This window comes from Neoroseomonas oryzicola (assembly GCF_012163135.1).
Taxonomy (GTDB): domain Bacteria; phylum Pseudomonadota; class Alphaproteobacteria; order Acetobacterales; family Acetobacteraceae; genus Neoroseomonas; species Neoroseomonas oryzicola.
On the sequence record NZ_JAAVUP010000015.1, the window covers coordinates 40842 to 58468 of the forward strand.

Below are 17627 nucleotides of genomic sequence, written 5' to 3' on the forward strand. Positions count from 1 at the left end.
CTTGCGGGCGGTGCCCCTCAGGCCCCAAATCCCGGCCATGCAGGCCTCCTCCCCCGCCGCGGCCCCGCTCACCGACCCCTTCGGCCGCACCGTCTCCTACCTCCGCGTGTCCGTGACGGATCGCTGCGACCTCCGCTGCGTCTATTGCATGGCGGAGGACATGACCTTCCTGCCCAAGAAGGACATCCTCACGCTCGAGGAGATCGACCGGCTCTGCGGCGCCTTCATCGCGCTCGGCACCGACAAGATCCGCCTCACCGGCGGGGAGCCGCTGGTGCGCAAGGGGGTGATGACGCTGGTGCAGGCGCTGGGCGCGCGCCTCGGCGCGGGCGGGCTGCGCGAGCTGACGATCACCACCAACGGCACGCAGCTGACCAAGATGGCCGGCGACCTGCATGCGGCGGGCGTTCGGCGCATCAACGTCTCGATGGACACGCTCGACCCCGCGACCTTCGCCGCGGTGACGCGCTGGGGGAAGCTCGAGCAGACCATGGACGGCATCTTCGCCGCCAAGGCCGCGGGCCTTGCGGTGAAGATCAACGCGGTCGCGCTGAAGGGCGTCAACGAGGACGAGTTCGACCGCATGGTCGCCTGGTGCGGCGAGCACGGCTTCGACCTGTGTCTGATCGAGACCATGCCGATGGGCGAGATCGGCGAAGACCGCACCGACCAGTACCTGCCGCTGTCGCTGGTGCGGTCGCGCCTGCGCCAGTCCTGGACGCTCGAGGAGAGCGACTACCGCACCGGCGGGCCGGCCCGCTACGTGACGGTGAAGGAGACGGGGCGGCGCATCGGCTTCATCACGCCGATGACCCACAATTTCTGCGAATCCTGCAATCGCGTGCGGCTGACCTGCACGGGTACGCTCTACATGTGCCTCGGCCAGGACGACGCGGCCGAGTTCCGCAGCCTGCTGCGCGACCCGTCGGTGGACGAGGCCGGTCTCGCGCAGGCGATCCGCGACGCCATCGCGCGCAAGCCGAAGGGGCATGACTTCGTGATCGACCGTCGCCGCAACCGCCCCGCCGTGGCGCGCCACATGAGCCTGACCGGTGGCTGACCGCCTGCACGACCTGGCCACGATGCTGGCCATCCCGGGTCTGCCATCCTGGGTCGGCTTCATCCTGTTGCTGGCGATCGTGGTCTCGGCGCTATCGCTCCTGGCGATGCCCTATTCGGTGTTCGGCGTGAAGTCGCGGCTCGAGGCCATCGAGGCCGAGATCGCCGACCTGCGCAGCGAGATCCGCACGCTGATCCGCCAGCCCCCCGCCGCCATGCCCGCCCGCGCGACGGAGGAGGACTGGGTGGCGCCACCGACGCGCGCCGCCGCGCGCCAGGTGGAGGAACCGCGCATCGCGCCCCCGGTGCCGCCGCCGCCCGCGCGCGCCGAGCGCCGCGGCCGCGCCGAGCCGCGGCTCGACTGGCCGCGCCAGGACGCCTCGGGCAACTGACCATGGCCCCTTGCCGCCGCCCGCGCGCGGCGGCTTGATGGCGCGGTTCGGCGAAGGAAGCGGCGGATGCGCGTCAGCGTGATCCAGATGAACCAGGGCAGCGACAAACCGGCCAACCTCGACCAGGCGCGCCGCCTGATCGAATCCGCCATCGCCGCCGACCGGCCGGGCCTCGTGACCCTGCCGGAGACCTGGACCAACCTCGGCGGCGGACGCGAAAGCCGCCGCGCCGCGGCCGAGATCCTGCCCGAACCCGGCGGCACCGGCGGACCCGCCTACGAGATGCTGCGCGGCCTCGCGCGCACGCACGGCATCACCGTCCATGGCGGGTCGATCATCGAGGATGGCGGGGAGAAGCTGTTCAACACCACCGTGGTGTTCGGGCCGGACGGGGCCGAGATCGCGCGCTACCGCAAGATCCACCTGTTCGACATCACCGCGCCCGACGGCACCGGCTACAAGGAAAGCGCGCTGTATGGCGGGGGCAGCGACCTCGCCTTCTTCGAGGCCGGCGGGATCCGCTTCGCCTGCACCATCTGCTACGACGTGCGCTTCCCGGAGCTGTACCAGGAGCTGCGCCGCCGCGGGGCGGAGGCGATCCTGGTGCCGTCCAACTTCACGTTGCAGACCGGCAAGGACCATTGGGAGGCGCTGCTGCGCGCGCGCGCCATCGACACCCAGTGCTGGATCCTCGCCGCCGCCTCCTACGGCACCTACGAGGAACGCGGCGCGGTGCGCAGCGTCTACGGCCATTCGCTGGTCGCCGACCCCTGGGGCCATGTCGTCGCGAAGTGCAGCGACGGCATCGGCTGGGCCACGGCGCGCATCGACACCGCGACGACGCAGCGCGTGCGCGCCGGCATGCCGCTCGAGGAACACCGCGAGGCCGCCCGCGCCTGGCGCGCGAAGGCCGCGTCGTGAGCGAGGCCCCGCGGCTCGCCATCCTCGCCGCGCAGAACGAGACCGCCCGCGCCGCGCAGGATGCGCTGGCCGCCCGCTACGGCGCCGCGTCGCCCGAGAAGGCGGACGTCATCGTCGCCCTCGGCGGCGACGGCTTCATGCTCGAGACGCTGCACCGCTTCCTCGGCCGCGGCATCCCGGTCTACGGCATGAACCGCGGGTCGGTCGGCTTCCTGATGAACGACTACCGGGAGGAGGACCTGCCGGAGCGCATCGCCGCCGCACAGGCCGCGACGCTGCACCCCTTGCGCATGCGCGCCCTGTCCAACGGCGACGCGCCGGTCGAGGCGCTGGCGATCAACGAGGTCTCGCTCCTGCGCGAAAGCCGCCAGGCGGCGAAGATCCGCATCATCATCGACGGCAAGGAACGGCTGCCGGAGCTCATCTGCGACGGCATCCTGGTGAGCACGCCGGCGGGCAGCACGGCCTACAACCTGTCGGCGCACGGGCCGATCGTGCCGCTGGATGCGAGCCTGCTGCCGCTGACGCCGATCTCCGCCTTCCGCCCGCGGCGCTGGCGCGGCGCCTTGCTGCCGGCGAGTGCCGAGGTGGTGTTCGAGATCCTCGAGCGCGACAAGCGCCCCGTCGCGGCGGTCGCCGACTACACCGAGGTGCGCGACGTCGCCCGCGTCGAGGTGCGCGAGGCGCGCGACGTCTCCCTGACCCTGTTGTTCGACCCCGACCACGGCCTGTCGGAGCGCATCATCGCGGAGCAGTTCACGGTGTGAGCGGCCGCGGCATCCCGGACCGGACCCTGCTGTGGGGGACGGCGGCGACGCAGCTGATCGGCTGGGGCACGCTCTACACCCCCTTCCCGCTGACCGTGGCGCCGATCGAGGCGGAGCTCGGCTGGTCGCGGGTGCTGCTCAACGCCGCCTATACCTGCGGGCTGCTCGCTGCCGGGCTCGGGGCGATCCCGGCGGGGCGCTGGCTCGACCGGAACGGGCCGCGGGCGATGATGACGCTCGGCGCCTTCGGGGCGTCCGCGCTGCTGGTGGCGATGAGCCTGGTGCAGAATCCGCTGGCCTATTTCGCGCTGTGGATCCTGATCGGCGTGGTGCAGGCGATGTGCCTGTGGGGCACGGCGATGGCCGTGGTGGTGGCGGAGGCGCGGGAGCCGACGCGCGCCATCACGGCGATCACCTTCATCACCGGCATGACCGGGACGATCTTCCTGCCGCTGACGGACTGGCTGATCGGGCACCTCGGCTGGCGCGGCGCGCTGCAGGTGCTGGCGGCGATGCAGTTCGTCGCGGCGACGATGACCTGGGCGATGCTGCGGGAGGCGCGCGCGCCCGCGCGCGGGGCGGCGATCACCGCCGGGCCAAGCCTCTGGGCGCGGCTGCGGCAGCCGGCCTTCGCGGGGCTGGCGCTCTGCTTCGCCGCGCATGCCTTCATCGGCACGGGGCTCGGGGCGCACCTGATCCCGCTGCTGCGCGAACGCGGCTGGCCGGAGGGGATGGTGCTGCTGCTGGCCGCCGCGCATGGACCGGCGCAGGTCGCCGCGCGGGGCGTGCTGTTCGTGCTCGGCCGGCGCGTGACGATGCGCGGCGTCGGGCGGCTCGCGACGGGGCTGCTGCCGGTCGCGATGCTCGCCCTTGCCGCGGGGCCGTCGAGCCTGCCGCTGACGCTGGTCTTCGTCGCATCCTTCGCAGTGGCGGACGGGCTGCTGACCATCGTGCGGTCGGCGGGTGCGGCCGAGATCCTGGGACGGGAGGGCTTCGGCGCGATCAACGGCGCGCTGTCGGCGGTGGCGATGCTGCCGCGGACGGTCGCGCCCTTCGCGCTGGCGCTGGTGTGGGAAGGGGCCGGCGGCTACGGGCCGGTGCCGTGGATGCTGGTTGGCGTCGGGCTGATGGCGGCGGGGAGCTTCCTGGTCGCCGCCACGGCGCGGGGTGAGTGACGGCCGAGAGGGGCGCCGCCCCTCTCGGGCTCTCCCCGCCAAAGGCCGAAAGGCCTTTGGGAACCGATACTTGGCGCCGTACCTGCCAAGCGTGGAATCGGTATTGATTTGCAAAGGCCCTTCGGCCTTTGCCGGGGTGGCTTGGAGGGGCAGCGCCCCTCCAATCAGTTCGACAGCCGCGACACCCCGGCCCCGCCGCCGACATAGGCGCCACGCACCCCGTCCGTGCGGTCGCAGGCCGCAAGGACCAGCAGCGGCAGCAGCAGGAGCAGCGCGCGGATCACGCCGCGTCGTTCAGGTGGCAGGCGCTGCGCTGCCCCGGGGCGACTTCCTTCAGCACCGGGCGTTCGACGCGGCAGCGTTCCATCGCGTGCGGGCAGCGCGGGTGGAAATGGCAGCCCTGCGGCGGGTTCAGCGGCGAGGGGATCTCCCCCTTCACCACGGAGAAGGCGCGCTTGCGGCTTTCGATCCGCGGCACGGCGTCGAGCAGCGACTTCGTGTAGGGATGGTTGGGCCGCGCGAAGACCGTCTCGCTCGGCGCTTCCTCGACCACGCGGCCGAGATACATGATCACGACGCGGTCGCTGATGTGCTCCACCACGCCAAGGTCGTGGCTGATGAAGAGGTAGGTGAGGTCGAGCTCGGTGCGGAGCTTGATGAACAGGTTCAGGATCTGCGCCTGGATCGAGACGTCGAGCGCGGCGACCGCCTCGTCGCAGACGATGAAGTCGGGCTTCACCGCGAGCGCGCGCGCGATGCCGATGCGCTGGCGCTGCCCGCCCGAGAACTGGTGCGGGTAGCGGCGCTTGAAGGCGGGGTCGAGGCCCGCGCGGCGCATCTGCTCATCGACATAGGCGTCGTAGCCGGCACGGCTGACGATGCCGTGGACCAGCGGCGCCTCACCCACGATGTCCGCGACCCGCATGCGCGGGTTCAGCGAGGCATAGGGGTCCTGGAAGATCATCTGCGTGCGCAGCTTCATCTCCCGCGCCGCCGCGGCGTCGAGCGAGCGGATGTCCATGCCGTTGCGCAGGATGGTGCCGTCCGAGGGCGGCAGGATGCCCGCGACCATGCGGCCGAGCGTCGACTTGCCGCAGCCGGATTCGCCGACGAGGCCGACCACCTCGCCCTTGCGGACGGTGAGGTCGACGCCGTCGACGGCGTGCACCACTTCCTCTTTCACGGGCGCGCCGAGGCGCTTCGCGATGCGTCCGGCGAGGTCGAGTTTCTTCTCGAAGCGCCGGGAGATGCCGCGCAGTTCCATCATCGGCGCGCCGGCGTCGATGGCGCGGATCGGGGGGGCGGTCATGGCGGCGCTCATGCGGCCTGCTCCGCGGTTTCGGTCAGGGGGCGGAAGCAGCGCACCTCGCGGCCGGGCAGGATCTCGTTGATCTCGGGTTCGGCGAGGCAGGCCTCGGCCGCGCGCGGGCAGCGCGAGCGGAACGCGCAGCCCGGCGGAAGGCTGAGCAGCGAGGGCGTCATGCCGGGGATCTGCCGCAGCGGTTCGCCGCGCTTGTTGCGCGACGGCACGCTGCCGATCAGCCCCGCGGTGTAGGGATGCAGCGGGCGGTCCAGCACGTCGGAGACCGCGCCGTGTTCCACCACGCGCCCGGCGTACATCACCGCGATGTCGTCGGCGAGGCCGGCGACGACCGAGAGGTCGTGCGTGATCCAGATCAGCGAGGTGCCGGTGGTCTGCGCGAGCTTCTGCACCTCGGCCAGGATCTGGCCCTGGATGGTCACGTCGAGCGCCGTGGTCGGTTCGTCCGCGACGATGAGGTCCGGTTCGTGGAGCAGCGCGATGGCGATGGCCACGCGCTGGCGCATGCCGCCCGAGAACTGGTGCGGGTAGGATTTCAGCCGCTCGTCCGGGGAGGGGATGCCCACCATGCCGAGCGTGTCGCGGGCGCGCTGGCGGGCCTGCTCGTGGCTGACCTTCTTGTGGGCGAGCACCGTCTCGATCATCTGCGTGTCGATGCGCAGGACCGGGTTCAGCGTCATCATCGGGTCCTGGAAGATCATCGCGATGCGGTTGCCGCGCAGGTCGCGCATCTCCGCCTCGGTCGCCTTCGCGAGGTCGCGGCCCTGGAACAGGATCTGTCCGCCGACGATCCGCCCCGGCGGATCCACCAGGCCGATGACCGAGAAGCCGGTGACGGTCTTGCCCGAGCCGGATTCACCCACCAGGCCGAGCACCTTGCCGCGCTCCACCGTGAAGGACACGTCGTCGACGGCCCTCACCACGCCCGCGCGGGTGAAGAAGTGGGTCCGCAGGTTGCGGACCTCGAGGGTCGGTGCGGCCATCGTCACTTCTTCAGGCGCGGGTTCAACACGTCGCGCAGCTGATCGCCCACCAGGTTGATGGAAACGATCGTCACCAGCAGCGCGATGCCGGGATAGAAGGAGATCCAGTACTTGCCCGAAAGCATGTACTCGTAGCCATTGGCGATGAGCAGGCCGAGCGAGGGCTCGGTGATCGGCACGCCGAGGCCGAGGAAGGACAGCGTCGCCTCGAGCGCAATGGCGCGCGCGACCTGCATCGTGGCGACCACGATCAGCGGCGGCAGGCAGTTCGGCAGCAGGTGGCGGAACAGGATTCGGTGCGTCGGCAGGGCGAGGCACTGCGCCGCCTCGATGTACTCGCGCCGGCGTTCCACCAGGGCGGTGCCGCGCACGGTGCGCGCGTAGTAGGCCCATTCCACGATCACCAGCGCGATGACCACGTTCATCACGCCCTTGCCGAGGAAGGCGAGGATCATCAGCGCGACGAGGATGGACGGGAAGGACAGCTGCAGGTCCACCAGGCGCATGATGACCGTGTCGGTCCGCCCGCCCGCATAGGCCGCGAGGAGGCCGAGCGACGCACCGACCATGCAGGCGATCAGCGCCGATCCCGCGCCGACCGTGAGCGAGATGCGCAGCCCGTACATGATGCCCGACATCATGTCGCGGCCCTGGTCGTCGGTGCCGAGCCAATAGGTGAAGCCCGCGCCGCCCACCGTGCCGGGCTCCATCCGCCCGTCCATGATGTCGAGCTGCGCGAGGTCGTAGGGGTTCTGCGGCGCGATCACCGAGGCGAAGATCGCCACGAGCGCGATGATCGTGAAGACGATCAGCCCGCCCAGCGCGATCTTCGATTCCGCGAATTCGGAGACGAAGCGGCGGAACGGCGTCTCGACCTTGTCCTTGCGCGGGGCGGCGGGCGCCGCCCCCTTCATCACGGCCTGGCTCATGTGCCCTTGTTCTCCAGCCTGACGCGCGGATCCAGCAGCGAGTAGGTGAGGTCGACCACCAGGTTGATGGTGATGAACATCATCACGATGATCATGAGGTAGGCGACGATCACCGGGCGATCGAGCACGTTGATGCTGTCGATGATCAGCTTGCCCATGCCCGGCCAGGCGAAGACGCTTTCCGTCACCACCGAGAAGGCGATGGTGGAACCAAGCTCAAGGCCCACCACGGTCACGACCGGGATCAGGATGTTCTTGAAGACGTGCACGAAGGTGACGCGCGAGGCCGAGAGCCCCTTGGCGCGGGCGAACTTCACGTAGTCCATCAGCATCGTCTCGCGCACGCCCGCACGGGTCAGGCGGATCACCAGGCTGATCTTGAACAGTGCGAGGTTGATCGCCGGCATGACCATGTGCGCGAGGCCGTCGCCGGTCAGCCACGACCATTGCAGCCCGGCGCTGCAGGGCTGCAGCCCGATGAAGCCGAGCACCGAGCAGGTCTCCCCGCGCCCGGTCGAGGGCAGCCAGCCGAGCTGCACGGCGAAGACCATGATCAGCATCAGCCCGACCCAGAAGGTCGGCAGCGAGAAGCCGAGGATGGAGCCCGCCATGATGGTCTTGGACGCCGCCGAGTTCGGCCGCAGCCCGGCATAGAGGCCGAGCGGCAGGCCGATCAGGATCGAGAGGAACATCGCCCCGAAGGCGAGTTCCAGCGTCGCCGGCATGCGCTGCAGGATCAGCTTCAGCGCCGGTTCGTTGAACACGAAGGACCGGCCGAGGTCGCCCTGCAGCGCATTGGTCAGGAAGACCAGGTATTGCTGCCAGAGCGGCAGGTCGAGGCCGAGGGCGCGGATGGCGCGCTCACGCTCGAGCTGGTCGGCGTCCGGGCTGATCAGGATCTCGACGGGGTCGCCGATGGCGTAGACGCCGACGAAGACGATGATCGACATCGCCAGCACGACGAGCAGCGCCTGCATCAGGCGCCGCACGAGGTAGACGGCCATCGGCTGTCCCTGCCGTCAGCGAGCCGCCGGGCGCAGATCCTGCGCCCGGGTCAGCTCGTCGTTGCGCGCGGTGTGCTCGAAGTTGCGCCGCGAGGCCCAGATGTTGGTCTGGATGTGCAGCGGCACCACGCCCACGTCCTGCATGGCGATGCGCATGGCGTCGACCACCAGCCGCTCGCGCTTCGCCTCGTCGAGTTCGGTCAGCGACTGCGCCAGCAGGTCGTCCACCTGCGGGTTGGAGTAGCGGCCGCGATTGGACGCACCCCAGCCGCGCTCGGCGTTGAAGGTCGCCATGATGTTGCGCAGCGGGTGCGAGCCGTCCGGGTTGGAACCCCAGCCGATCAGGAAGGCCGAGTATTCCTGGCGGCCGGCACGGCCGATGAAGGTGGTCCAGGGCTGCGCCTCGACCGCCGTGCGGACGCCGATGCGCGTCCACATCTGGCCGATCGCCTGGATGATGCGGGAATCGTTGATGTAGCGGTCGTTCGGGCCGTTCAGCTGGATGCGGAAGCCGTTCGGGTAGCCGGCCTCGGCCAGCAGGCGGCGAGCGCCGTCCGGATCGTAGGCCGGCGCGGGGAGGTCGGCGACGAAGCCGAAGACGCCCTGCGGCAGGAACTGGTTGGCCGGCACGGCCGCACCTTCCATGACGCGGTCGACGATGGCGCGCCGATCGATCGCCATGGACAGCGCGCGCCGCACGCGCACGTCGCGCAGCGGGTTGCGGCCCAGCGGGCGGCCGTCATTGTCGGTCACGAAGGGCGAATTCTCGGTCGCCGCGCGCTGGAAATCGAGGCCGAGGAAGATCAGCCGCAGGCCGACCGTCTCGGACAGGCGCACGCGGTTGTCCTGGCGCAGCTTCGCGAGGTCGGAGGTCGGCACCTGGTCGATCAGGTCCACGTCGCCCGCCAGCAGCGCCGCGGTGCGCGCCGCGTCGTTGGTGATCATGCGGTAGTTGACGCGCTGGAAGGGCGCGCGTTCGCCCCAGTAGCCGTCCCAGCGCTCGAACTCGATGCGGTCGCCGTTGCGGTGCGTCACCGCGCGATAGGGGCCGGTGCCGGCCGCGGCGCGCAGCGCGTTGAAGTCCTCGGTCGTCGCGTTCTCGGCGGTTTCCTTGTCGATGATGCGGACATTCGTCATGTCGAGCGGCATCAGCGGGTAGGGCTGCGCGGTGTGCAGGCGGATGGTCAGCGGGTCGACGATCTCGATCCGCGTCAGCGGGCGGGAATAGACCGCGAAGGAGGACGGGCTGTTCGGCACGTTCGGCAGGCGCTGGAGCGTGAAGGCCACGTCCTCGGCCGTGAAGGCGTTGCCGTTGTGGAAGCGCACGTTCGGGCGCAGGCGGAATTCCCACACCGTGGGTTCCACCGCGCGCCATTCGGTCGCGAGGCCCGGGATGTTGCGCGACTGGGCGTCGGTGTTCACCAGTTTGTCGAAGATGGTGTCCGCGACGGCGTTGTTCGGCGACAGCTGGTGGTAGTGCGGATCGATGGAAGTGACCGGCGCGCCGACGGCGATGGTGGCCGTCTGCGCCGAGGCCTGCGCCGCCGACAGCGCGAGCGCGGCCATGGCGGCGGACGCGGCCAAACGGCCCCGACGGTTCTTCGTCTTCATGAAGCGCTCCCCAGCGTATCGAACGAATTCCCCTTGTAGCAGCCCGCCCGGAGCGCCGCTAGGCTGCCACCTTTCGTCCCATTCCTGCCGGAGAGGAATTCATGAAGCGAACGACCATGGGGCACGCCGTGCTCGCCACGGCGCTGCTGGTCGGCGGCCATGCCGCGGCGCAGAACCTGACCATCGGGATCGGCGGGTCGCCGACCTCCCTCGACCCGCACTTCTACAACGCCTCCCCCAACAGCAGCCTGACCCAGCACCTGTTCGACACGCTGGTGGAACGCGATGCGCAGGCGCGTCTGCGGCCGATGCTCGCCGAGAGCTGGCGCGCGGTCGAACCGACCGTCTGGGAATTCAAGCTGCGGCCCGGCGTGAAGTGGCATGACGGGCGGGACTTCACCGCCGACGACGTCGCCTTCACCATCGAGCGCGTGCCGACCGTGCGCAACAGCCCCGGTTCCTTCGCCGGGCTGATCCGCGCCATCACTCGCATCGAGGTGGTGGACCCGCTGACCATCCGCTTCCACACCGCCGCGCCGCACCCGCTGCTGCCGACCGAGCTCGCCTCGATCCAGGTCATCTCCCGCCACGCCGGCACGGGGGCGGAGACGGACCAGTACAATTCCGGCCAGGCCGCGATCGGCACCGGGCCCTATCGCCTGGTCTCCTACCGGTCCGGCGACCGCACCGAATTCGCGCGCAACGACGGCTACTGGGCCGGCGCGCAGCCCTGGGCGCGCGTGTCCTACCGCTTCATCGCCAATGACCCCTCGCGCACCGCGGCGCTGCTGGCGGGCGATGTCGACGTGATCGACCAGGTGCCCTCCTCGGATCTCGCGCGGCTGCGCCGGGAGCAGCGCATCAGCCTGTTCGAGATCCAGGGCCTGCGCCTGATCTACCTGATCCCGGACTATTCGAAGGCCGAGAACCCGCTCTGGGTCACCGACAACAACGGCCAGGCGCTGGCGCGCAACCCCTTCCATGACCTGCGCGTGCGTCGTGCCATGTCGATGGCGGTGGACCGCGCCGCGCTGTCCGAGCGCGTGATGGAAGGCACAGCGCGCCCGACCGGGCAGTGGCTGCCGCAGGGCGCCTTCGGCTACAATCCGGACGTCCCGGCGCCGGCCTACGATCCGGACGGCGCGCGGCGGCTGCTCGCCGATGCCGGCTTCCCGCAGGGCTTCCGCATCACCCTGTCCTGCCCCAACGACCGCTACCCCAACGATGCGCGCACCTGCCAGGCGGTGGCGCAGATGTGGACGCGCATCGGCGTGCGGACCGAGGTGCAGGCGCTGCCCTGGGCGACCTATTCCGCCCGCACCTCGCGCCAGGAATTCAACATGCGCATGGGCGGCTGGGGCAGCGTGACCGGTGAGGCGTCCTACATGCTGGTCAACATCTTCGGCACCTATGACCGCGAGCGCCGGCGCGGGGCGTCGAATTCCTCGCGCTATTCCAACGCGGCGCTCGACGCGCTGACGGAACGCGCCGCGGCGACGCTCGACGACGCGCAGCGCGAGGCGATGCTGCGCGAGACGGTGCGCATGGTCGCGGACGACCAGGCGATGATCCCGCTGTTCCAGCTGGTGAACTTCTGGGCGGCGCGGCGCGGCTTCGCCTACGAGGCGCGGATGGACGAGCGCACCACGGCCATGTCGACGCGGCCGGCGAACTGAGCGGAGGGGCGCCGCCGCTCCAGGCCACCCAGCCGAGGGCCGAAAGGCCCTCGGTAGCCGGGATCCGGCACCGGCGTCAGGCGAGCTTCAGGCCGACGATCCCAGCGAGGATCAGGCCGACGCAGGCAAGGCGCATCGCCGTCGCCGCCTCCCCGAACAGAACGATGCCGAGCAGGACGGTCCCGACCGTGCCGATGCCGGTCCAGACGGCATAGGCGGTGCCGAGCGGCAGCGTCTTCAGCGCCAGCCCCAGCAGCGCGAGACTGACGATCATGCTGACGACCGTCAGCACGGTGGGCACGGGCCGCGTGAAGCCCTCGGTGTACTTCAGGCCGATGGCCCAGCCGATTTCGGACAGTCCGGCGGCCAGCAGATAGATCCACCCCATCACAGGTCCCCTTCGGTGCCTGTGGCGGGGCCGTCCCCACCGTTGCGATCGACGCGCCGGGGTCGTCCCCGGCGCCGGTCCCTTTGCGTTGCGCGCAGCCGCCACACCAACCCTGCGCGCGATACCCTTCGCCCCCCCGATGACCGGGTCATCGGCGCGGCTCGGCGGTATCAGCCCTGCCGCCCCGCCACGAAGCGCTCGAGCCAGTGGATGGTGTACTCGCCGGACTGGAATTCCGGATCGTCCATCACCGCCTGGTGCAGCGGCAGCGTGGTGCGGATGCCGGCGACGACCATCTCGCTCAGCGCGCGGCGCATGCGGCCGATCGCCTCGGGGCGGGACGGCGCGTGGACCACCAGCTTCGCCACCAGGCTGTCGTAGTGCGGCGGCACGGTATAGCCGGAATACAGCGCGCTATCGACGCGCACGCCGAGGCCTCCCGGCGCGTGGTAGGTGTTCACGCGGCCGGGGCTCGGCGCGAAGGTCTCGGGGTCCTCGGCGGTGATGCGGCATTCGATCGCATGGCCGGCGAAGCGGATGTCGCCCTGCCCGTAGCCGAGCGGTTCCCCCGCCGCGATGCGGATCTGTTCCTTCACCAGGTCGATGCCGCAGACCATCTCGGTCACCGGGTGTTCGACCTGCAGGCGGGTGTTCATCTCGATGAAGGCGAACTGCCCGTCCTGCCAGAGGAACTCGAGCGTGCCGGCATTGCGGTAGCCGAGCTTCGCCAGCGCCGAGGTCACGCGCGCACCGAGCGCCTCGCGGTCCGCGGCCGACAGCACCGGGCTGCCGGCTTCCTCGACCAGCTTCTGGTGGCGGCGCTGCAGCGAGCAGTCGCGTTCGCCGAAATGCACGACGTTGCCGTGGGTGTCGGCCAGCACCTGCAGCTCGATGTGCCGCGGGCGGTCGAGGTACTTCTCCATGTAGACGCTGTCGTCGCCGAAGGCCGACTTCGCCTCGGTGCGCGCGACGCGCCAGGCTTCCTCGAGCTCATCGGCCGAACGCGCCACCTTCATGCCGCGCCCGCCGCCGCCGGCCGCGGCCTTGATCAGCACCGGGTACTTGATCTGGTCCGCGACGGCGCGCGCTTCCTCGAGCGATTCGAGCGCGCCCGGCGAACCCGGCACCAGCGGCACGTCGAGCCGCCGCATCGCGTCCTTCGCGGCGATCTTGTCGCCCATCATGCGGATGTGGTCGGGCGAGGGACCGATGAACTTCAGCCCGTGCGCCTCCACCATCTCGGCGAAGCGGGCGTTCTCGGACAGGAAGCCGTAGCCGGGATGCACCGCATCCGCCCCCGTGATGGTCGCGGCGGACAGGATGGCGGCGGTGTTGAGGTAGGAGTCGCGCGCATTCGGCGGGCCGATGCACACGCTCTCATCCGCCAGGCGCACATGCATCGCCGTCGCGTCGGCCGTGGAATGCACGGCGACGGTGCGGATGCCCATCTCCTGGCAGGCGCGATGGACGCGGAGCGCGATCTCGCCCCGGTTCGCGATCAGGACCTTGCCGAACATCACGCTTTCCCCGCGTCGCTGCGCGCCGCCCGGGAGCCGGCCGATTCAGACCTCCAGGCCTGCGGCCTTCCAGTCATCGGACGGCTCATTCGATGATCATCAGCGGCTCGCCGTATTCGACCGGCATGCCGCTCTCGACCAGGATCCGGGTCACCGTGCCGGCGCGCGGGGCCTTGATCTGGTTGAAGGTCTTCATCGCCTCGATCAGCAGCAGGGTCTGGCCCTGCGTGACCTTGGCGCCGACCGCGACGAACTGCGCGGCGCCCGGTTCGGGCGAGAGGTAGGCGACGCCCACCATGGGGCTCGTCACCGCGCCGGGGTGGTCGGCATCGAGCGCCTCGGCCGCGGCGGGCGTGGCCGCGGGCGCGGCGGCGGCGGCCACCGGCGCGGCGGCGACGGCCACGGGCTGCATCACGGGAGCCGCGACGACGGCCTGGCGCACGACGCGCAGCCGCGCCTCGCCGTCGACCAGCTCGATCTCGGTCAGGTCCGTATCGCGCAGGATCTGCGCCAGCTCGCGAATCGCGGCGGCGTCGAATTCGATGAAGTTGCCCATCATTCCTCGTCCTGCTCGACCAGATCCGCCATGGCGCGGATGGCGAGCGCGTAGCCCCCCACGCCGAGGCCGCAGATCACGCCCGTCGCCGCCTTGGAGACGTAGCTGTTGTGCCGGAATTCCTCCCGGCGATGAATGTTCGTGATGTGCACCTCGATCACCGGCAGGTCGACGGCGAGCAGCGCGTCCATGACCGCGATCGAGGTGGTGGTGTAGCCGGCGGGATTGATCACGATCCCCGCGGCGCGCCCCCGGCATTCCTGGATCCAGGTGACGAGTTCGCCCTCGGCGTTGGTCTGCCGGAAGTCGATGGCGAGGCCATACTCCTCGGCCGTCTCGGCGCAGAGCGCCTCGACGTCGTCGAGGGTGGCGGTGCCGTACTTCTCCGGCTCGCGCACGCCGAGCATGTTGAGGTTCGGTCCGTTCAGGACCACGATCAGGGGCGGACTCACGGGCGTTTCCCGAAAATGGGGGCGGAAGGGGCTAGCACGGGGGGTTTCGGGGGGGCAAGCGGGGCGCGCCCCGGCCATGCGCCGCCCCGGCTTGCGGCGCCCCCTGCCCTTCGCCACATTCGGCCCAGGATGTCAGAACGGATCGCCATCACGGTGAACGGGGAGGATCGCGAGATCGCGCCCGGGGCCACCGTCGCCGCCTTGCTCACGGCCATCGGCCTCGACACGCGCAAGGTCGCGGTCGAGCGGAACGAGGAGATCGTTCCGCGTTCCACCTATGCGACCGTCGCCCTGGCCCAGGGCGACCGGCTCGAGATCGTGCACTTCATCGGCGGAGGCTGAGCCATGGACGGAACCCCCGCTGGAACCGCCGACGACACCTGGGAGGTTGCAGGCCGCCGCTTCCGCTCGCGCCTGATCGTCGGCACCGGCCGCTACAAGTCGCTCGAGGAGACCGCCGCGGCGATCGAGGCCTCGGGGGCGGAGATCGTCACCGTCGCTGTGCGGCGGGTGAACCTGTCCGATCCGAACGCGCCGATGCTGCAGGATTTCGTCTCGCCCAAGCGCTACACCTACCTGCCCAACACTGCCGGCTGCCACACGGCGAACGAGGCCGTCCGCACGCTGCGCCTGGCGCGCGAGGCCGGCGGGTGGAACCTCGTGAAGCTCGAGGTGCTGGGACCGCCGCCCTACCTCTACCCGGACATGGAAGGCACGCTGGAAGCCGCGAAGGCGCTGATCGCCGACGGCTTCGAGGTGATGGTCTACTGCGCCGACGACCCCGTGGCGGCGAAGAAGCTCGAGGACATGGGCTGCGTCGCGATCATGCCGCTCGGTGCGCCGATCGGATCGGGGCTGGGGCTGACCAACCCGTTCATGATCCGCTCCATCAAGCAGAACGCGAAGGTGCCGGTGCTGGTGGATGCGGGCATCGGCACGGCGTCGGATGCGGCCAAGGCGATGGAGCTCGGCTGCGACGCGGTGCTGCTGAATTCGGCGATCGCGCATGCCAAGGACCCTGTGCGCATGGCGGTCGCGATGAAGGCGGCGGTCGAGGCCGGCCGCAACGCCTTCCTCGCCGGCCGTATGCCCTGGAACTACCAGGCGGATGCGTCGAGTCCGATGACGGGGCTGATCCGCTAGGCCGGTCACCCCATCAGGGAGCGCAGCTTCTCCGGGTTCCGCACCACATACACCGCCCGGATGGCCCCGCCCTCGATCTCGAGCGCGGTGGTCTGCACGCTGCCATCCTCGAACCGCGTGACGTAGCCGGGCAGACCGTTGATCCAGGCGGGCTCGTGCCGCGCGCCGAGCCGGCCCTTGCGCGCCAGCCCGGCGAAGAAGCGCGCGATGCGATCCGCGCCAAGCACGGGGTTGATCGCGGCCGAGACCACGCCGCCGCCATCGGTCCGAAGCACGGCGTCCTCCGCGAGCAGGCGCGCGAGTGCGGCCGCATCGCCGCTCTCGACCGCGCTGCGGAAGGCGCCGGCGATGCGGCGGGCATCCTCGGGGGTGACGGGAAAGCGCGGCCGGGCGTCCCGCACATGGCTGCGCGCCCGCGCGGCAAGCTGGCGTACCGCCGCGGGCGTGCGGTCGAGCGTCGCCGCCACCTCCTCGAACCCGCTGCCGAAGACGTCGTGCAGCAGGAAGGCCGCGCGCTCGAGCGGGCTCAGCCGCTCCAGCGCCAGCATCAGGGCGATCGAGACGTCCTCCTCCGCCGCGCGGCCGGCCAGCGGATCGGCCTCGACCACCGGTTCCGGCAGCCAGGGGCCGACATAGGTCTCCCGCTTGCGCCGCGCGGCCTTCAACTCATCGAGGCAGAGCCTGGTCACGATGCGCCGCAGATAGGCCTCGGGCTCCGCGACCGCCGCCTGGTCGGCGGCCGCCCAGCGGAGCCAGGCGGCCTGGACCACGTCCTCGGCATCGGCGATCGAGCCGAGGAATCGGTAGGCCAGCGCCCGCAGCCTGGGGCGCGCGGCGGCGAAGGCCGCGTCGGCGCCGGTCATCAGCCCGGCGGCTCCCCGGGGATGGCGCGGAAGCCGACCGCGAAGCGGTTCCAGCCGTTGATGGCGATGACGGCGAGGGTCAGCGAGACCTGTTCGTCGGGCGCGAAGGCCGCGGCCATCTCCGCATAGGCGCTGTCGGGCGCGCCGGACTCCGGAAGGCGGGTCAGGGCTTCGGTCCAGGCCAGCGCGGCGCGCTCGCGCGGGGTGAAGCACCCGGCTTCCTCCCAGGCGGCGAGCATGTGCAGCCTTTCCTCCGTCTCGCCGGCGGCGCGGGCCTCGCGGGTGTGCATCTCGAGACAATAGGCGCAGTGGTTGATCTGCGAGGCGCGCGTCTTCACGAGCTCGAGCAGGCGGGGCTCGAGGCCGGACTGGCGGACCGCCTTCTCCACCCCGATCATGGCCTGCACGGCCTTGGGGTTGGCGGCGAAGTAGTTCAAACGGCGGGGCATCGTCGCTCCTGCATCCATGGTGATGCCCTCATGACGAGGCAGCCCCGCCGGTTGTGACATGGGGTGCGCGGAATTCGGTCAGGCCGCGCGGGGCGCCGCGCAGCACTCCCTGCCCGGCAGCAGCCGCGCCAGCCAGCCGAGCCAGCCGCGCGTCGTGCCTTCGCCGCAGCGGCAGGCGGGGGAGCAGCGGCCCTCGGGGCCGCAGTTGCAGGTCGGGCCGCAGGTGCAGGCGGGGCCGCAGGCACAGGTGTCGCTCATCGGGGTTCTCCTTCTCCGTTGATGGCGTGCGGAACCTAGGGACCTGCATCGCCGTCGACTTGAACAAAGGGGCTAGGCTCCAAACCCAATCAGTTCTCGCTGCGGCGCGGTGGGGTGTGATTCAAGCTGCTGGGTAGCGGAGCTTGGATCATGTCGGGTGAGT

At 70.7% G+C, this 17627-nt stretch carries 20 protein-coding genes; 8 read left to right on the forward strand and 12 right to left on the reverse strand.

The window, feature by feature from the left end; genetic code table 11:
• The first annotated feature begins 37 nt into the window (after positions 1 to 37).
• The 5 genes from moaA (at position 38) to GWK15_RS23415 (ending at position 4314) form a co-directional block, all read left to right on the forward strand.
• Positions 38 to 1060 carry a GTP 3',8-cyclase MoaA gene (gene moaA, locus GWK15_RS23395; RefSeq protein ID WP_168043822.1) on the forward strand — a complete coding sequence of 341 codons (1023 nt, stop codon included), beginning with the start codon at positions 38 to 40 and terminating at the stop codon, positions 1058 to 1060.
• On the forward strand, positions 1053 to 1451 hold the full coding sequence (locus GWK15_RS23400; protein WP_168043823.1) for a hypothetical protein: 399 nt from the start codon (positions 1053 to 1055) through the stop codon (positions 1449 to 1451). Before moaA ends, GWK15_RS23400 begins: the two co-directional genes overlap by 8 nt.
• Before the next feature lie 66 nt (positions 1452 to 1517).
• Complete coding sequence (locus tag GWK15_RS23405; RefSeq protein ID WP_168043824.1) at positions 1518 to 2372, forward strand: carbon-nitrogen hydrolase family protein; 855 nt, start codon at positions 1518 to 1520, stop codon at positions 2370 to 2372.
• Positions 2369 to 3139: an NAD kinase gene (locus tag GWK15_RS23410; protein WP_168043825.1), complete on the forward strand. Its 771-nt coding sequence runs from the start codon at positions 2369 to 2371 to the stop codon at positions 3137 to 3139. The genes GWK15_RS23405 and GWK15_RS23410 overlap by 4 nt, the downstream gene beginning before the upstream one ends.
• Positions 3136 to 4314 (forward strand): MFS transporter, encoded by a 1179-nt coding sequence (locus GWK15_RS23415; protein WP_168043826.1) that lies wholly within the window; start codon positions 3136 to 3138, stop codon positions 4312 to 4314. The genes GWK15_RS23410 and GWK15_RS23415 overlap by 4 nt, the downstream gene beginning before the upstream one ends.
• A gap of 280 nt (positions 4315 to 4594) precedes the next feature.
• Here GWK15_RS23415 and GWK15_RS23420 read toward each other — a convergent pair whose 3' ends face one another.
• The 5 genes from GWK15_RS23420 to GWK15_RS23440 are packed head-to-tail and all read right to left on the reverse strand — an operon-like array spanning position 4595 to position 10162.
• Positions 4595 to 5623, reverse strand: a complete 1029-nt coding sequence (locus GWK15_RS23420) for an ABC transporter ATP-binding protein (RefSeq protein WP_245211859.1) — start codon at positions 5621 to 5623, stop codon at positions 4595 to 4597.
• 8 nt (positions 5624 to 5631) lie between these two features.
• Positions 5632 to 6618 (reverse strand): ABC transporter ATP-binding protein, encoded by a 987-nt coding sequence (locus GWK15_RS23425; protein ID WP_168043828.1) that lies wholly within the window; start codon positions 6616 to 6618, stop codon positions 5632 to 5634.
• Between the two features lie 2 nt (positions 6619 to 6620).
• The gene (locus GWK15_RS23430) at positions 6621 to 7547 is read right to left on the reverse strand and encodes an ABC transporter permease (protein WP_168043829.1); all 927 of its coding nucleotides are present in this window, start codon (positions 7545 to 7547) and stop codon (positions 6621 to 6623) included.
• Positions 7544 to 8551, reverse strand: coding sequence for an ABC transporter permease (locus GWK15_RS23435; RefSeq protein ID WP_168043830.1), 1008 nt, complete (start codon positions 8549 to 8551; stop codon positions 7544 to 7546). Before GWK15_RS23435 ends, GWK15_RS23430 begins: the two co-directional genes overlap by 4 nt.
• A 15-nt stretch (positions 8552 to 8566) precedes the next feature.
• Positions 8567 to 10162 carry an ABC transporter substrate-binding protein gene (locus GWK15_RS23440; protein ID WP_168043831.1) on the reverse strand — a complete coding sequence of 532 codons (1596 nt, stop codon included), beginning with the start codon at positions 10160 to 10162 and terminating at the stop codon, positions 8567 to 8569.
• Positions 10163 to 10263: 101 nt separating this feature from the next.
• Here GWK15_RS23440 and GWK15_RS23445 point away from each other — a divergent pair, with 101 nt between their 5' ends.
• Positions 10264 to 11838 (forward strand): ABC transporter substrate-binding protein, encoded by a 1575-nt coding sequence (locus GWK15_RS23445; RefSeq protein WP_168043832.1) that lies wholly within the window; start codon positions 10264 to 10266, stop codon positions 11836 to 11838.
• A gap of 76 nt (positions 11839 to 11914) precedes the next feature.
• Here the strand turns inward: GWK15_RS23445 and sugE are convergent, their stop codons facing one another.
• The 4 genes from sugE to aroQ form a co-directional block, all read right to left on the reverse strand.
• A complete protein-coding gene (gene sugE, locus GWK15_RS23450) occupies positions 11915 to 12226 on the reverse strand; it encodes a quaternary ammonium compound efflux SMR transporter SugE (protein WP_168043833.1) in 312 nt (103 codons plus the stop codon).
• A gap of 170 nt (positions 12227 to 12396) precedes the next feature.
• Complete coding sequence (gene accC, locus GWK15_RS23455; protein ID WP_168043834.1) at positions 12397 to 13743, reverse strand: acetyl-CoA carboxylase biotin carboxylase subunit; 1347 nt, start codon at positions 13741 to 13743, stop codon at positions 12397 to 12399.
• An 85-nt stretch (positions 13744 to 13828) separates the two neighbouring features.
• The gene (gene accB / locus GWK15_RS23460) at positions 13829 to 14302 is read right to left on the reverse strand and encodes an acetyl-CoA carboxylase biotin carboxyl carrier protein (RefSeq protein ID WP_456306872.1); all 474 of its coding nucleotides are present in this window, start codon (positions 14300 to 14302) and stop codon (positions 13829 to 13831) included.
• Positions 14299 to 14751, reverse strand: coding sequence for a type II 3-dehydroquinate dehydratase (aroQ, locus tag GWK15_RS23465; RefSeq protein ID WP_168043835.1), 453 nt, complete (start codon positions 14749 to 14751; stop codon positions 14299 to 14301). The genes accB and aroQ overlap by 4 nt, the downstream gene beginning before the upstream one ends.
• 129 nt (positions 14752 to 14880) lie before the next feature.
• Here aroQ and thiS point away from each other — a divergent pair, with 129 nt between their 5' ends.
• On the forward strand, positions 14881 to 15093 hold the full coding sequence (thiS, locus tag GWK15_RS26645; protein ID WP_168043836.1) for a sulfur carrier protein ThiS: 213 nt from the start codon (positions 14881 to 14883) through the stop codon (positions 15091 to 15093).
• 3 nt (positions 15094 to 15096) lie between these two features.
• The gene (locus GWK15_RS23475; protein ID WP_168043837.1) at positions 15097 to 15894 is read left to right on the forward strand and encodes a HisA/HisF-related TIM barrel protein; all 798 of its coding nucleotides are present in this window, start codon (positions 15097 to 15099) and stop codon (positions 15892 to 15894) included.
• 5 nt (positions 15895 to 15899) lie between these two features.
• Here the strand turns inward: GWK15_RS23475 and GWK15_RS23480 are convergent, their stop codons facing one another.
• From GWK15_RS23480 to GWK15_RS23490, 3 genes are all read right to left on the reverse strand, one after another.
• Positions 15900 to 16757 (reverse strand): sigma-70 family RNA polymerase sigma factor, encoded by an 858-nt coding sequence (locus tag GWK15_RS23480; RefSeq protein ID WP_168043838.1) that lies wholly within the window; start codon positions 16755 to 16757, stop codon positions 15900 to 15902.
• A complete protein-coding gene (locus GWK15_RS23485; protein WP_168043839.1) occupies positions 16757 to 17206 on the reverse strand; it encodes a carboxymuconolactone decarboxylase family protein in 450 nt (149 codons plus the stop codon). Before GWK15_RS23485 ends, GWK15_RS23480 begins: the two co-directional genes overlap by 1 nt.
• Positions 17207 to 17284: 78 nt before the next feature.
• Positions 17285 to 17464: a hypothetical protein gene (locus GWK15_RS23490; protein WP_168043840.1), complete on the reverse strand. Its 180-nt coding sequence runs from the start codon at positions 17462 to 17464 to the stop codon at positions 17285 to 17287.
• Between the last annotated feature and the right edge of the window lie 163 nt (positions 17465 to 17627).

Excerpts from the sequence above, each read along its gene's own strand:
- moaA (WP_168043822.1), top strand. The coding sequence starts at position 38 with ATGCAGGCCTCCTCCCCCGCCGCGGCCCCGCTCACCGACCCCTTCGGC.
- GWK15_RS23405 (WP_168043824.1), top strand. The coding sequence starts at position 1,518 with ATGCGCGTCAGCGTGATCCAGATGAACCAGGGCAGCGACAAACCGGCC.
- GWK15_RS23420 (WP_245211859.1), bottom strand. The coding sequence starts at position 5,623 with ATGACCGCCCCCCCGATCCGCGCCATCGACGCCGGCGCGCCGATGATG.
- GWK15_RS23425 (WP_168043828.1), bottom strand. The coding sequence starts at position 6,618 with ATGGCCGCACCGACCCTCGAGGTCCGCAACCTGCGGACCCACTTCTTC.
- GWK15_RS23430 (WP_168043829.1), bottom strand. The coding sequence starts at position 7,547 with ATGAGCCAGGCCGTGATGAAGGGGGCGGCGCCCGCCGCCCCGCGCAAG.
- GWK15_RS23435 (WP_168043830.1), bottom strand. The coding sequence starts at position 8,551 with ATGGCCGTCTACCTCGTGCGGCGCCTGATGCAGGCGCTGCTCGTCGTG.
- GWK15_RS23440 (WP_168043831.1), bottom strand. The coding sequence starts at position 10,162 with ATGAAGACGAAGAACCGTCGGGGCCGTTTGGCCGCGTCCGCCGCCATG.
- GWK15_RS23445 (WP_168043832.1), top strand. The coding sequence starts at position 10,264 with ATGAAGCGAACGACCATGGGGCACGCCGTGCTCGCCACGGCGCTGCTG.
- sugE (WP_168043833.1), bottom strand. The coding sequence starts at position 12,226 with ATGGGGTGGATCTATCTGCTGGCCGCCGGACTGTCCGAAATCGGCTGG.
- accC (WP_168043834.1), bottom strand. The coding sequence starts at position 13,743 with ATGTTCGGCAAGGTCCTGATCGCGAACCGGGGCGAGATCGCGCTCCGC.
- accB (WP_456306872.1), bottom strand. The coding sequence starts at position 14,302 with ATGATGGGCAACTTCATCGAATTCGACGCCGCCGCGATTCGCGAGCTG.
- thiS (WP_168043836.1), top strand. The coding sequence starts at position 14,881 with ATGTCAGAACGGATCGCCATCACGGTGAACGGGGAGGATCGCGAGATC.
- GWK15_RS23475 (WP_168043837.1), top strand. The coding sequence starts at position 15,097 with ATGGACGGAACCCCCGCTGGAACCGCCGACGACACCTGGGAGGTTGCA.
- GWK15_RS23480 (WP_168043838.1), bottom strand. The coding sequence starts at position 16,757 with ATGACCGGCGCCGACGCGGCCTTCGCCGCCGCGCGCCCCAGGCTGCGG.
- GWK15_RS23485 (WP_168043839.1), bottom strand. The coding sequence starts at position 17,206 with ATGCCCCGCCGTTTGAACTACTTCGCCGCCAACCCCAAGGCCGTGCAG.
- GWK15_RS23490 (WP_168043840.1), bottom strand. The coding sequence starts at position 17,464 with ATGAGCGACACCTGTGCCTGCGGCCCCGCCTGCACCTGCGGCCCGACC.